Raw genomic sequence first — 14,226 nt, forward strand, 5'->3', positions numbered from 1 at the left:
GCGCTCATCGCACGATGATGCTGTGATCAGGAGTCGAATAGCCTCCGCAACTCCCCACGCAGCAATTTTCCGCTCGCCGTACGCGGCAGTGCATCGAGCAGCAGCCAACAGCGTGGCAGCTTGTATCCCGCCAACCGCTCCCGGCAAAATTCGGTAAGCGCTTCCTCCCGCAGATCTCCTTCGACCACAACTGCGGCAGCGACCTGCTGGCCCCATTCTTCATGCGGTACTCCGACCACGGCGACCTCGCGCACAGCCGTATGCTGGAGCAGCACTTCCTCGATTTCCGCCGGGAGGATATTTTCCCCTCCACTGAGAATGAGGTCTTCCCTGCGGGCAAGTACATGAAGAAATCCCGACGCATCGATCATCCCGATATCCCCGGTGCGGAATCCCTCATCGGAAAACGCTCGCCGGGTAGCATCGTCATTACGGAAATACCCGGCTGCGATCATTTCCCCTGAAAGCACAATTTCCCCTGCCTCTCCAGGTCCTGCCGCAGAACTGTCCTCCTGCAGGATGCGCAGCTTCACGCCCGGAAGCGGACGCCCCGCCGTTCCGGCCTCTTCCTGCCAGCGGAGAGGATCGGCCGTGGCGACCTGCGCGCAGCTTTCGGTGAGTCCGTAGGTTCCCACGACAGGCAGGACACGTTCACGCACACGCTGCCAGAGCGCCTGCGATGCCGGCGCGCCGCCAAGAAGGATGGCCCTCAGCCGCGGCATTGCCGTACCCAGCAGCGCATCGTCCTCCGCAAGCAAGCGATGCAGCATGGTGGGGACGAGTGAAGAAACCGTCACCGTGCCGTCACGCAGCGCAGCGTCCACTTCCCCTGTATCGAAACCGTCATGCAGTCGCACGGTGCAGCCGGAGAAAAGACTGCGTGTGAGAATGGCGAGTCCCCCGATGTGATAGAGCGGAATCACGCACTGCCAGCAGTCCCGCACCCCGAGCGGAAGATTCGCAGCCGATGCCGCCGCGCTTGCCCTGTGCTGCTGCCAGCTGTGAAGCACGGCATGTGGATTCCCTGAACTGCCCGACGTATACAGCAGGCTGCAATTTCCCTCGTATGCAGTTTCTGCATCATCCCCTGCACGAGAATATGCAGTTTCTGCATAATCCTCAGCCTTGGAATATGCACGTTCTGCATATTTCGCTTCATCGGACGCCGTGAGCTGCAGTGCAGGCGCAAGATGTGCGAGCCGCGCTTCCTGTTCGTCAGGGGAAAGCCGGATATTCACAGGCGCGGCAGTGGCAGCACAGTACCAGATGGCGTGGATGAGCTGGAAGTGAAATGCGCTGTTGGGAAAATGCGTGGCGACGATATCTCCCGGCCGTACTCCGCGTTCATCCTGCAGCCAGGCTGCAAGGGAATGCACGGCATCACGCAGTTCACGCCAGCTCAGCGTGATCTCATCGGTGATCAGCGCGGCTGTGTCAGTCCAGCTGTCTGCTGCGCGATCCAGCAGTCTCATGACGTCTCGAGTATCTCAGGATCGAAACCGATGCCGCTGCCCGATGGCAGGATCAGGTCTCCCTGCTCAATGGTATCACGGGCACTGTCCTGCGTAAACATTGCGCCCGTTGCCAATCCCTGGCTACGGAGCGGAAACGGCAGCGAGGCCGCGAGCCGGGCGACTGCACTTCGTCCCACCGCACCGTCTATCAGCGACGTCAGTACAACGTCAATTCCTTTCGCATAGGCTTCGAGCGCCAGAGTGCGCACACGCTGCAATCCCCCCATGGCCATGGGTTTGAGAACCAATACATGCACCGCTTCGCGCTGCAGCAGTTCGCGGGCGACTGTGGGATTCGTGGTGGACTCATCGGCGGCAACGGGAATGATGGCGAGTCCGGCAAGCGCCGCGAGTTCATCGACCTCCTCCGCGGGTACGGGCTGTTCGATATATTCGATGCCGTAGGGCGCAAACAATCGCATCGCCTCTTCTGCCTCCCCGAAATCCCACGCGCCGTTGGCATCCAGCCGCAGCGGCATATCCGCCGGAAGCACCATGCGCACGGCACGCAGACGTTCTTCATCCTCCTCGAGATCGGCGGCGCCGACTTTCATCTTGATGCATCGGAAACCTGCCTCGACTGCAGCTCCCGCAGCGGCTGCGGCCTCCTGTGCGCTGCCTCCGCCCACCACGGCGTTCAGGGGAATGCGTCCTTCATGCGCGACGTTACCCGGCTGCTCTCCGGAGAGCTGCGCTGCCAGGGAAATGCCCTCCCTGCGTGCGATAAAATCACGCAACGCGCTTTCGGCCGCAAAGCGTGCGGTGGGTGCCTGCGCAAATTGGGGACAGACGCTGTCGAGTTCGTTGAGCAACGTGTCCGCATCAGTGCCGGAAAGCTGATCCGCCTCGGAGAAAGCGGTAAGTGCGGCCTGACAGCGTTCAAGGCTCTCGGTCCCGAACGGAAGCAGCGGTGCGGCTTCACCCCAGCCGGTGAACGTACCATCGCTGATGCGCAGGAGAATGACGTCACGTCTGACGATTTCCCAGCCACTGCTGCGGAAGGGTCTGTGCAGGGGATACTGTTGTGAGTAGATTGTTGCGTTCATATCAAGCGGCCAGCATGAAACCGGCGGCATAAAGAATTCCATACAGTGCGAGCAGTTTCCCCGTGCCGGCGAGAGCACCGTTGAGCGCGCCGCCATCCAGACTCTTTTCTACCACCATCAGCACGCTCACGGCGAGGGGAATGCTCAGCAGGGGCAGCAGGAGCCAGACGGGATAATCCTGCTGCAGGATCTGGAATACGGGCACGGCGTACGCGGCGAGCAGCAGCACGCGATATTCAAAGCGTGTGGCGCGACGGCCGATACGCACGGCCAGTGTCCGCTTGTTGGCTTTCCGGTCGGTATCGATGTCGCGGTAATTGTTGACAACGAGAATGGCGGTGGAAATTGCTCCCACGGGGAGAGACGCGATCAAGGCGTCGGTCGACCAGCTGAGCGCCTGCACGTAGTACGTCCCGGTAACGGCAACGATGCCGAAAAAGATGAACACGAAGAGATCACCGAGACCGACATACGCGAGGGGAAAGGGTCCGGCCGTGTACAGTACCGCGCAGATCAGTGATGCCACACCAATGACCAGTACCGGCCATCCGCCGATGGCGACGAGATACAGGCCAAGAATAAAGGTCAGGGCGAAGACGCCGATCATCGCGTTACGCACAGTGGAGGGAGCAATGATGCCGCTCTGCACAACGCGAACGGGACCGATACGCTCATGCGAATCCGCGCCCTTGATGAAATCAAAGTAATCGTTCGCGAAGTTGGTACCGATCTGTATCAGCAGAGCACAGATGAGCGCCACGGTGGCGGGCAAAGGGACGAAGACGCCATCGGAAATGGCCACGGCGGAGGCCACGAGTACGGGGACGATAGCGGCAGGCAGCGTTTTGGGCCGCGAGGCGAGTATCCACGCCTGCGTCTTGCTGATATCCGGAGTTGTGGTCTGAGCGCTCGTCATACTCACCAGGGCAGCCATTTGAACTTGCGGAAATGCGGCTTGCGCTTTTCGACATAGGCTTTTTTCCCTTCCTGCGCTTCTTCGGACATGTAGTACAGCAGCGTGGCATTGCCGGCCAGTTCCTGTATCCCCGCCTGTCCGTCGAGTTCAGCGTTGAAAGCGGATTTGAGCAGACGGATGGAAAGCGGGGAATGGCGTAGGATTTCGCGCGCCCACTGTACACCTTCGGCTTCGAGCTGTTCGACAGGGACGACAGTATTGACCATGCCCATATCCATGGCCTCCTGTGCGCTGTACTGCCTGCAGAGATACCAGATTTCGCGTGCACGCTTCTGTCCGACCATGCGTGCGAGATACGACGACCCGAAGCCGCCGTCGAAGCTGCCGACCTTGGGACCGGTCTGACCGAACACGGCGTTTTCCGCAGCGATGGTCAGATCGCATACCACATGCAGCACGTGTCCCCCACCGATGGCATATCCCGCCACCATGGCGATGACAGGTTTTGGCATGCTGCGCATCAGACGCTGCAATTCAAGAATATGAAGTCGGGGCACCGCTTCCTTTCCTTCCGCCATGTATCCGGCATCGCCGCGGATTTTCTGATCCCCGCCGCTGCAGAAGGCGTACTTGCCGTCTTTCGATGGACCCTCACCGGTCAGCAGCACCACACCGACATCGGTGTCGAGCGAGGCGATGTGAAATGCGTCGAGCAGTTGATCCACCGTTTCGGGACGAAAGGCATTCCGTACTTCCGGTCTGTTGATGGCGATACGCATGATGCCTTCATCACTCTTGCGGAAGGTGATGTCGGAATAGTTCTTTACTGTCGTCCAGGTAATATCACTCATGGGAATAGATGACTCCATCATTGAAATTCAGCTTCTTCCACAACAATGTCAGGCCTCTCCGCGTTTCCACAGATCAAGCAATGCACGTGCAATGTCACGCTCCCGCTCGAAGGGAAGGTCGTGTCCCGCATTCTCGAAAACCCGCAGTTCCGACTGCGGCAGGGCGTCGCGCATACGTGCGGCGATTTCCACATACTTCCCGTCGCCATCACCGGCGGCGATAAAAACAGGGAGATCAATATTTCCAAGTTCGCTCCAGAGGGAACGTTGCTGTCCCTGCCCGCTGCCGAGCAACGCGGCCGCCAGTCCACCGGCGGTGTTCGACGTCCTGTCCTGCATGGCCGCGGCCCAGCGAAGCGGATCGGCATCTTTCTGTGCCGCGAACATCGGTGTTGCACTCCAGTACCGCACGAATGCATGGAGTCCACCGCCGTCGATCTGCGCGGCGAGGGCATCGTCCTGCTGCCTGCGCGTCTTGCGCGCAGCGTCATCTTCGATACCGGGATTGGCACTGAGCAGGGCAAGGGTACGCAGCCGCTTCCCATACCTTGTGGCATAGGTCATGGCAGTTCGCCCCCCCATGCTGTATCCCACCAGATGCATATCGGAAAAGCCCCAGCGCGCAAACAGGGCTTCCAGAGCGTCGGCGGCGTATTCGAGCGAATAGCAGGAAGGATGGTTGTGCGCTTCAGGCACAGGTGACCAGCCGTGTCCCATCAGATCGACGGCGTACAGGGGACGACCTTCGAGCAGCGCGGACATACTATCCCACGAAGCAGCACTGCGCGTGAATCCATGCAGAAAGACAACCGGTGTCCCGGCTCCGGGACGCAGAAGCCGCAGGACGGGAACGGGCTGGAAGTTTGTCTCACCGGGGAGAGACTGCGCGTCGAGCGCTGTGTCCACCTCCCGGGCGACCCCGGCGAGCAGGTCGCGACGCAGCTGGCCGCTCTCCTGAATGTCGGTCCGTACTTCGATAAGCACGCAGTGCTCCGCCTGCGTACTGTCATCAAACGCAGCGGCGAAAGAGCCGCGATCATCGGCGCGATGCACGGTGAGTCCCATGGCCTGCGCGAGGGCGGTGATGTTTGCCTCCGGCGGTGTGAGAAAATGCCGCGTAAATGCCGGGTCGAACTCACGGACGGGAAGAAGTTCGAATATCTCTCCGCCACTGTTGTTGAGCAGCACGATGGTCAGCGGGAGCGATGCGAGCCTGCCGCCGACGACAGCGTTGAGATTGTGCAGAAAGGCGATGTCGCCGATGCAGAGCACCGTGCGGTTCCCGCTGCCCTGGGCGATACCCAGTGCCGTCGATAGAATCCCGTCAATGCCGTTGACGCCGCGATTGAAGTACACGGGAATCGATTTCCGCAAGACGGGAAGAAAAGTCTCGACGTCGCGTACAGGCATGCTGTTCGAGAGCATCAGCGGTGTACCTTCCTGCAAAAGCTGACCGAGCTCGGCAAGGAACAGTCCTTCGAGTCCGGCGCTCATCCCCTGCAATCCGTTTTCCAGCGCGGCGACGGCTACTTTATTCGCCCGTGTGATGAAGGACATCCAGGCAGACCGGTCCCTTATCGGTGCCTGTGCGAGAAGACGCTGCATTGCGCCGAGCATTGCTTTTGCATCCCCATGCAGATGATGCGTGACGCTGTGAGCCGGATCGTTCCGACGCAGCGTGGATGAAATTTGAAACACATCGATGTGCTCACGCGTCTCCAGGAAGCGCAGCATGCCCGCATTCGTGGCCGTGCCACCGAGCAGCAGTACGCAGTCCGGCTGAAGCTGCGCGCGGAATGCCTCGGAACGCAGAAGCAGGTCAGCGCTGCCGATACCCGCCAGTCCGTCATCGGCACGAAAGCGCAGCTGTGAGGCAGCTTCCGCGAAAACGGGAATCTGCCGCTCCGCCGCAAACGTGAGAAGCTGCGCGGCATAACTGTCACCTGCCGCATCGGGTCCGGCAATGATCAGGGGCCGCTCTGCGCGCAGCAGGGCATCAGCGAGAAGAGGCAGCGCCTCCACGCCATCGAAATACTGCGTCCACGCCCTGCCGCTGCGCCGACCTTCGTATCCTTCAAAAACGGGGAACACTTCCCTGTTGCGGATCCAATCGGGATCCACTGCGACCGGCTCGAGGGGTTTGCGGAAGGGAAAATTGCAGTGTACCGGACCCGGATCCGTGCCCTGGCTTAGTGCGACGGCGTGGCACATGGCGGCGCGCAATGCGCGAAAACGCGCATTGTCGTATTCCGGGTGTCCGGCTGAACAATAGTGACGAACGCGATCGCCATAGAGCTTCACCTGGTCCATCGTCTGCGGCGCACCGCTTCCCCGCAGATGGTCGGGCCGATCTGCAGTCAGCAGAAGAAGCGGAACGCCCGCGGCATCCGCCTCGCAGACGGCGGGATAATAATTGGCAGCGGCCGTACCGGAGGTGCAGAGCAGGGCGACGGGACGACTGGTGGCGCGTGCGATGCCAAGCGCAAAGAATCCGGCTGCACGTTCGTCGAGCTGACTGTGATCGTTCAGATCCGGATGCGAGGCGAAGGACAGCACGAGCGGAGTACTGCGTGAGCCGGGGGAAATGACGACATCACGTACACCGCTGCGCGCGAGCTCATCGGCGATGATATCCGACCAGAGTGTATTGATGTTGGGGTAGCGTTCAGACGCCGACATGTAGCAGATTCCGGGCGTAGCACAGGTGTGAAAGCAAACAAGATACGGAATTGTGATCTTCTCTGCTCGATACCGGGGTGTGCGGGATTGCAGCTCGCGGTTGTGTCAGGATGCGAGGATATCGAGTACGGTCTGCAACTTTGCACGAGTTTCCTTTTCCTCGGCCACGGGATCGCTTGCCGAGACAATGCCGGCGCCTGCGAACGCCCTGGCCTGCCGTCCTTCGATTATGGCGGAGCGGATACAGACAGCGGCATCGCCATTTCCTTCCGCGTCCGTCCACCCTATACAGCCGGCATATAGTCCGCGGGGAAACTGTTCGAGTTCACGGATATGCTTTGCAGCCGCGGAGCGCGGTGTTCCCGCCACCGCCGGAGTGGGATGCAGAGCGCTGATGACGTCAAGCATGCCGGCGCCATCCCGCAGTCTGCCCTCGATGCGCGTGAGGATATGCGTGATATGCGGAAGACGCAGCAGTTGCACGTCCTCGCTTTTCAATTCATGCACGAATTCCGCAAGCGCGTCGCGTATCATTGTGCTGACATAGGCATGTTCCGCACGCTCCTTGGTGTTCTTCAGCAGCGATGCGGGTTCTGTGGCTTCCGCATGACTCATGGTCCCGGCCAGCGCCATGGTGCTGACCGTGCCGTCGTGCACACGGGCGAGCCGTTCCGGCGTGGCACTCAGGAAAAAACGGCGTCCGTCGGGACTGTAGCAGATACCGAAGGAATGTGGCTGCTGGAGGACGGGCAACAGGCGCGTGGGATTGAAGGGGACATCCATTTCTATCGCAACAGCGCGTGCGAGTACGATTTTCTGCAGCAATTCCGCATGCAGGAGCTGCAGGCCTCGCCGCACGCGCTGCTCATAGACATCCGCATCCCAGGAAGGGACATGGATTGCGGCGGCCGTGTGCCAGGCAATGTCTGAATCCTCCATAGAAGCGGTGGGTGGAGTCTGCAGCGGCATACCGGAGAGATGCTCGCGGATGCCATCGAAGTGATAATGCTGCGCCGGCTGCCAGATGCGGGCAGCGCTGAAACCTTCCCATTCTCCTTCCCCCACTTCGTCCGCTTCGAAGGGGAGTGCGAAAAACGAAGGCACCCCATCTTCACCCACTGCAGCATCGCGCAACCATTGCCGCCAGTCCACACCCGCGGGACATTGCTGCTCCGCGCGCACGCCGGCGGCACAATGCACATCACCCCCGGGCGCATGCCAGAAGAGAAACGGGGGCGCATGCCGTTCGATCAGCATGCGGTATATGGCGCGGACATCCTTCATGCAATGTCAGCGGATGATGACCGCAAGTTCGCGCCGCACCGAGCTTCCACCCTGTGTGGCTTCAAGCACGGCGAGATACGTGCCGGGAACAAAGCCCTCGAGGTTTGCTGCAATGGTGTGCATTCCCTGCGCAAGCGTGCCCGTGTAAACAGTGCGCACAGCGCGTCCCAGTACGTCATGCATGGTAAGACGTAGATGCATGCGTGCGGGCAGCTCCACACGGAAGCTGGTGTGCAGGCGCTGGGCGGATACGGGATTGGGATAATTACCATGCAGTGTCAGCTGCTCTGCGAGCGGGATATCTTCCGTCCCGAGCGTCGTGGCATTGCCGACGAGGGGAATGGCGTACATCCCATTTGTCAGGTCATCGCTGGTGACGATAATCTGCGCGGATTTCCCGCCATAGGTGCGCGGCAGGAAACTCACGGGGAATACCAGGCTGTCGCCTGCGGCGACGGCCCCGGGACCGGGATTGGTGAAGTTGAATTCCGTTGCGTCGCTGCCGACCATGGTGATGTCGCTGATGTTGAGGGCGGATGTGCCGATGTTGTGTATGGCGAGATCCAGCGTTTTACTGCTGTCGATGTACACGTACCCGAAGTCGAGTCCCGTTGCCCCGATAATCGGTGTCACGGCTTCGCCGATGACATCCACACGGTACATCGGCTCCACTTTGTCATTGGATTCGATAAGCAGCGTGGAATGGAATTTCCCCTGGCGGACGGGAGCAAAGGTGATCTGTACGGAATCCCTTTTATCCGCTGAGAAAATGAAGGTCGATTCCTGTGTCACCTGGAACATCAGGGAGTCGCCACCGGACATGACTTCCCGGTTGATGAGAAGCGTCTGCGTGGAGCGATTGTGCAGGTATACGTGCCTGATATCGAATTTCCCGAGCAGGATGTTCCCGAAGTCCAGCGTGTCGGGGGTATGTTCGAGCGCTGATGTCCCGGCAGGGATTCCGTGTCCCCGCAAACCGACAAAGGGAACGCCAAGCGCGGCATTTGAATACACGGTGCCATTTCCGTACACGGTGCCGGTATCCTGCGGGGCGAAGCCCAGTGTGACCTGCCGCGCACCGCCGGGTGGAATGGCGCTGAGATCCCCGTTGATGTACAGGAAGCCGGGACCGACGACAGTGAAATTCGTAAACTCGAGATCCACTTCACCGCGGTTGTAGACTGTGATCGTTCTCTGCTCCTGCTGTCCAATGGGCACGTCGCCGAAATCGAGGTTGTCGGGCTGAATAACGATAGCAGCGGTCGGTGTATAATATTGCGTCACACCGTATCTGCCCACCAGCCACAATGCCCCGCCGGGACGTGCGTCGAGATCCTGCAGTCCGAGGGAAGGATAATCGGTCCGGTAAAATGTACTGCCCCCGTCGCTCGTCCTTGCCACTGCGCGGCTGAGCATGATGAAGCCATGCTGCGCATCCGTGAAGTTGATGTCGTAGATGACATCGAGTCCGACGAGTTTATTCTCCACAAACCATGTCGCCCCGCCGTCCGTTGTATGCAGCAGGGCAAGCTGTCCGCCCGCCCAGCCTTCGGTGGCGGAAGTGAATTCAATGGTCTGAAGATTGGTGGTGATGGGCGTAGTCTGCTCGGTCCAGTTCGTGCCGCCGTCAGAGGTATGGAAGATGACGCCGCCGTTTCCGGCGATCCATGCTTCCTGTGCCGAACGCGCCGCGACACCGTTGAAATCGTGATCTACGCCTGCATCGCTTTCTTCCCAGGTCCCACCACCGTCGGTGGTTCTGGCGATGGTACCATGCGCACCGGTGAGCCAGCCCGTGTTTTCATCTACGAAGTCGATTTCCTCAATCTGTCCCAGCGTAGAAATCACCTGCGTGCTCCAGCTCTGTCCGGCATCCGTGGAAAGCATGACTTGACCCTGTGATCCGGTTGCGATGATGCGTGTTTCGCTCAGTGCATATCCCGAACGGAAGCCGGGGAGAGAGATGGTATCGCTGCCATGCCAGCTGCTGCCCCGGTCGCTGGTAAAGAACGCACTTCCGTCGCCAAACACCCAGGCGGAGGTATCGCTCACCGCGCGAACACCATGCAAGTGCTGCCGGGTGAAGGCCGTTCCCCGCTGCGTCCAGTTTGCTCCGCCGTCATTGCTGGTAAACACGGCACCGCCGGTACCGAGCAGCACGACGTTCTGCTCATCGAGGGGATATACTGCATAAAAGGTGAAGCGCCGGGGCTGCTCGACGGCGACGAACTGCCAGCTCATGCCGCCGTCCGTTGTTTTGTAAACGGAACCGGGACTGTTACTGACCAGCCATCCGACGTTTTCGGATACGAAGTGCACGTCGAGCAATTCATTGACGGTGAATGAAGTGTCCGTCCAATTCTGTCCCCCGTCGGTCGTACGCAGCAGATATTTCGGCTGCTGTATGGCAAAGCCGTCCGTCGCGTTCCGGAAGCTGACCGAGCGCAAATCCGTGGTCAGCGGCGTTGTGTGACTGTCCCAGTTGATGCCGCCATCGGTGCTCCGCAGCACCTTCCCGCCGCCGCAGACGGCAACCGCTGTCTGCGCATCGGGAAAATCGATGTCGAAGACCACGGTATTGATACCGGTAGAGAAAGGATCCCAGGTCTGGCCATCGTCGGTACTTCGTGCGATGGCGCCGAGACTGCCGACGCCCCAGAGCGTACCGTCAGGTGCCAGCGCGGTTTTCTGCAGCACCATCCCCGTACGGGGAAGCAGATCCCAATCCTGCCCGCCATCCGTTGTCCGCAGCATCATCCCATTGTTCATGGTGATGACACCGGTCTGCGCATCGACGAACGTGATACTCAGGCCAATAAACGGCGTGGTACGCAGGATGTTCGTTTGGGACGTCCAGTGCGCGCCACCGTCCACTGTTTTCATCAGGGAACCGTTGCCGCCCACGATCCACCCGATCTGCGGGGAGACGAAGGTTGCGTCGTAAAATTCATTGCCCTCGGGGAGCGGATTGAGCCATTCCCATTGTGCATATGCGGGAGCAGTACAGAAGAGAAAAAGCAGTATGATGATGATGCGCTTCATATGGGACCCTCTACTATCAGACATAGCGGAAATATAGCGTAAAGCGGGACATATAATCGACCCGTTTTCCTGAACTTTGTGACACCGGAGCGGCTGAAACATTCCGCGACTTCTCCCGAATACGGATAGAGCGCTGCGCATGCAGGCTGCGGACAGGTTCCGGCTTTTGCTCTCTCCTTGTCTTCAGCCCAAAAGTGCCGTACCTTTCTCACGATTTCACAAATACCCAATCAATTCAATACCCCGAGGAGTGCAGGCATGGATGATACTTCGGTACCGCAGGAAACAACACCCGAGGAGATGGGAAGGACGGCGGAGGCACCACCTCCTGTAGAACCCTTATCCTTTTCTGACAAGTTCATCGGCGTGCTTACCGAACCCGGGGCAACATACGAAAATGTGCGAGCCGCCGGACCACGTACATCCGACTGGGTCATCCCCGCCATTATCATGATGATCGTTATTGCGGCAGGTACACTTGCGCGCTTCGCCAATCCCGACTTCCTCGCACAGGTGCAGGAAGCGCAGTACACCGCGCTTGAAGAGCGGGTAGAATCCGGCGAAATGTCGCAGGAGCAATATGATCAGGCGCGGCAGCAGATGGAAAGCATGTCGGGATTCTACGGCCCAATAGGTGCCGTAACCGGCGCCATTGGCTGGATCATTTTATTCTTCATCACCGCACTGTTCTACTGGCTTGTGACGAAGTTCATCATGCAGGGGGACATAGGATACACCGCGATGCTCTCCGTGCTGGGACTGGTGATGTTTATCAGCATTTTGGATCAGCTCATATCATTGCTGCTGCTCTATCTCACCGGCAATCCCATGGCAGCACTCAATCCGCTGATATTCATGGATGTAAACATCGCGGACATGGGCTTCGGCACCAAAATGCTCGCGCTGCTCAACCCCATCACTATCTGGGCGACGTATGTCACGGGTATCGGACTCGAGAAAGTCGCCATGATTTCCCGCACAAAGGGCATGATCGCGGCCTTCTCCCTGTTCATCGTGTTCACCGCATTGATGATGGGATTTGGCATGGCCGGCATGGGCTGAGCCGATGCTTCCCCGAAAAAAACGTCCCCTCAGCGAGGGGACGTTTTTTTATGCTTCGATTTCAATCTTTTCTATGCGCCGGATATGGCGTCCGCCTTCGAACGGTGTTTCCAGCCAGATGCGAATCATGCGTTCCGCAGTTTCCCAGTCGATCAGCCGCTCGCCGAGTGCCAGCACGTTGGCGTCGTTGTGCAGTCTCGACATGCGCGCTGCTTCAGGGATCTGGCAGGCGGCGGCGCGGATTCCTCGATGACGATTGGCGGCGAGACTGATCCCGATACCGGTGCCGCAGATGAAAATGCCGCGGTCACACTCACCCCGCACGATGGCTTCGGCGGCGGCGTGTGAAAAATCGGGGTAGTCTACGCTCTCTTCGGAGTGCGTGCCGAAATCTTTCCACTGCAATCCAAGTTCGTCAAGCAGCGTCTTCACGCGCTCCTTGTAAGCAAAACCACCGTGGTCCGATGCCAGTGCAATCATTGCATTTCCTTGATCTATGCGTTGCGTGGATCTCAGTGTTTCCGGTCAGGGCGTGACGCTGCGTCCGATCCAGGTGTAGCAGTCCTTGTTGATCATGTACGGTGTACCGCGGGGAATCTTATTGACAAACAGGTCTTCCGCCGTGGGGACAACCGTACTCAGAGCGCCCGAGCGAGCTTTGGCCTGCTCCTCGTACTGCGGATCACGTGCCGCACGGGAGTACTCGGCTCTTGCCAGCAGATACACCAGCTTGTCGATGACTTTCATGTGTTCCCAGCCGCCGCGGTTGCGTTCCACGCATCGCTGCACAGCTGCTTCGTAGACGTTGGCCACAACCATATGCGGGGCGCCCCATTCGGGATCCAGGTCCGCGGCCTTTTCCGCAGCGCTGCGCGCTTCGGAGAAATTTCCACCCTGCAGCACCGAGCGTGCGTAGTTGAGCCAGGCTTCTTTCGACTCCGGATCCAGCTCGGTCACTTTCTTGTAGGCTTCCGAGGCCTTGGAATAATCACTGATGTAGAGCAATGCCGCGGCGTAGCGTTCCCAGTAATTTTTCACCGAGGGATCGAGCTTCACCAGCTTGCCGAAGTACACGGCGGCGCTGTCATAGTTCTGCACCATTTCATAGTAGCCGTTGGCGAGCTCATAGAGTTTCTGCCTGTTGTCGGAATCGGCATAGTACGCATCTCGGAGAATGCCGACATATTCTTCAGGGTCACTGATCAGGTTTTTCATCAGTGACTGCGCCGTGGTGTTATTCGGCTCGCGGAGCAGAATCGCCTGCAGCACTTTTACCGCGTTGGCTTTCTCGGCGGGGTCGTTGCTGTAGAGCACCGCCAGACGGAGCAGGTAGTAGATATCGGCTGTGGTATAGTCATGATTGATGCCGGTCTCATAGGCTTCGATGGCCTCTTTGCCACGATCCTTGAAATGCCGCTCGAGCTGATATCCCTTTACGAGACTGTACTCCGCTTTCTTGTCAGGAAATGCTTCGATGGCGTTATCGATCAGCCACAGCACGGTATCGGCGTAGCCCGTTTTCATTTCCGGCGCTTCTGCATTCGTTGCGAGCGAGTCGTACATCTCGATCATTTTCGAATGGAAGGTTTTGAAGCGCGAGGGATCGAGTTCGATGATTTTCCAACCGGCACGCTTCGCAGCTTTATAGTCACCGGTTTTGAAGTATTCGAGGAACAGGCTCCAGTTTCTTCTGAGCAGCCGTTCAGTATCCTCTCCGCCATCATTATCCTGCGCTACGGCGGTAAAGGAATTCGCCGTGAGCAGGAGGAGCGCAGCGAGCATCAGGCCGTTTCTTATGAGTCGTTTCATGACATCCTCCAGGGTCAAAAGCA

General features: G+C 59.0%; 10 protein-coding genes. 1 reads left to right on the top strand and 9 read right to left on the bottom strand.

The window, feature by feature from the left end:
• Positions 1–26: 26 nt before the first annotated feature.
• The 7 genes from menE to KQI65_01640 form a co-directional block, all read right to left on the bottom strand.
• The gene (gene menE, locus KQI65_01610; GenBank protein MCB2203417.1) at positions 27–1,472 is read right to left on the bottom strand and encodes an o-succinylbenzoate--CoA ligase; all 1,446 of its coding nucleotides are present in this window, start codon (positions 1,470–1,472) and stop codon (positions 27–29) included.
• Positions 1,469–2,560 carry an o-succinylbenzoate synthase gene (gene menC, locus KQI65_01615; GenBank protein ID MCB2203418.1) on the bottom strand — a complete coding sequence of 364 codons (1,092 nt, stop codon included), beginning with the start codon at positions 2,558–2,560 and terminating at the stop codon, positions 1,469–1,471. The genes menE and menC overlap by 4 nt, the downstream gene beginning before the upstream one ends.
• A 1-nt stretch (position 2,561) precedes the next feature.
• On the bottom strand, positions 2,562–3,476 hold the full coding sequence (locus KQI65_01620; GenBank protein MCB2203419.1) for a 1,4-dihydroxy-2-naphthoate polyprenyltransferase: 915 nt from the start codon (positions 3,474–3,476) through the stop codon (positions 2,562–2,564).
• 2 nt (positions 3,477–3,478) lie between these two features.
• Positions 3,479–4,327, bottom strand: a complete 849-nt coding sequence (menB, locus tag KQI65_01625) for a 1,4-dihydroxy-2-naphthoyl-CoA synthase (protein ID MCB2203420.1) — start codon at positions 4,325–4,327, stop codon at positions 3,479–3,481.
• A 48-nt stretch (positions 4,328–4,375) separates the two neighbouring features.
• Positions 4,376–7,006 (bottom strand): 2-succinyl-5-enolpyruvyl-6-hydroxy-3-cyclohexene-1-carboxylic-acid synthase, encoded by a 2,631-nt coding sequence (gene menD / locus KQI65_01630; protein MCB2203421.1) that lies wholly within the window; start codon positions 7,004–7,006, stop codon positions 4,376–4,378.
• A gap of 105 nt (positions 7,007–7,111) precedes the next feature.
• Positions 7,112–8,290, bottom strand: a complete 1,179-nt coding sequence (locus KQI65_01635) for an isochorismate synthase (protein ID MCB2203422.1) — start codon at positions 8,288–8,290, stop codon at positions 7,112–7,114.
• A 6-nt stretch (positions 8,291–8,296) separates the two neighbouring features.
• Entirely contained in the window at positions 8,297–11,332 is a 3,036-nt protein-coding gene (locus KQI65_01640) for a choice-of-anchor D domain-containing protein (protein ID MCB2203423.1), read from the bottom strand.
• Positions 11,333–11,590: 258 nt separating this feature from the next.
• Here KQI65_01640 and KQI65_01645 point away from each other — a divergent pair, with 258 nt between their 5' ends.
• Positions 11,591–12,394, top strand: a complete 804-nt coding sequence (locus KQI65_01645) for a YIP1 family protein (protein MCB2203424.1) — start codon at positions 11,591–11,593, stop codon at positions 12,392–12,394.
• Between the two features lie 48 nt (positions 12,395–12,442).
• Here the strand turns inward: KQI65_01645 and rpiB are convergent, their stop codons facing one another.
• Both rpiB and KQI65_01655 read right to left on the bottom strand, forming a co-directional pair.
• Positions 12,443–12,874, bottom strand: coding sequence for a ribose 5-phosphate isomerase B (gene rpiB, locus KQI65_01650; protein ID MCB2203425.1), 432 nt, complete (start codon positions 12,872–12,874; stop codon positions 12,443–12,445).
• 45 nt (positions 12,875–12,919) lie between these two features.
• On the bottom strand, positions 12,920–14,203 hold the full coding sequence (locus KQI65_01655; protein ID MCB2203426.1) for a tetratricopeptide repeat protein: 1,284 nt from the start codon (positions 14,201–14,203) through the stop codon (positions 12,920–12,922).
• Positions 14,204–14,226 lie beyond the last annotated feature (23 nt).

The organism is bacterium, from assembly GCA_020444325.1.
Classification (GTDB): domain Bacteria; phylum Bacteroidota; class Ignavibacteria; order SZUA-365; family SZUA-365; genus BM516.

Bases quoted from the DNA above. Each gene is read 5' to 3' on its own strand.
- KQI65_01635 (MCB2203422.1), bottom strand. From the start codon at position 8,290: ATGAAGGATGTCCGCGCCATATACCGCATGCTGATCGAACGGCATGCG.
- menE (MCB2203417.1), bottom strand. From the start codon at position 1,472: ATGAGACTGCTGGATCGCGCAGCAGACAGCTGGACTGACACAGCCGCG.
- menB (MCB2203420.1), bottom strand. From the start codon at position 4,327: ATGAGTGATATTACCTGGACGACAGTAAAGAACTATTCCGACATCACC.
- rpiB (MCB2203425.1), bottom strand. From the start codon at position 12,874: ATGATTGCACTGGCATCGGACCACGGTGGTTTTGCTTACAAGGAGCGC.
- KQI65_01655 (MCB2203426.1), bottom strand. From the start codon at position 14,203: ATGAAACGACTCATAAGAAACGGCCTGATGCTCGCTGCGCTCCTCCTG.
- KQI65_01640 (MCB2203423.1), bottom strand. From the start codon at position 11,332: ATGAAGCGCATCATCATCATACTGCTTTTTCTCTTCTGTACTGCTCCC.
- menC (MCB2203418.1), bottom strand. From the start codon at position 2,560: ATGAACGCAACAATCTACTCACAACAGTATCCCCTGCACAGACCCTTC.
- KQI65_01620 (MCB2203419.1), bottom strand. From the start codon at position 3,476: ATGACGAGCGCTCAGACCACAACTCCGGATATCAGCAAGACGCAGGCG.
- KQI65_01645 (MCB2203424.1), top strand. From the start codon at position 11,591: ATGGATGATACTTCGGTACCGCAGGAAACAACACCCGAGGAGATGGGA.
- menD (MCB2203421.1), bottom strand. From the start codon at position 7,006: ATGTCGGCGTCTGAACGCTACCCCAACATCAATACACTCTGGTCGGAT.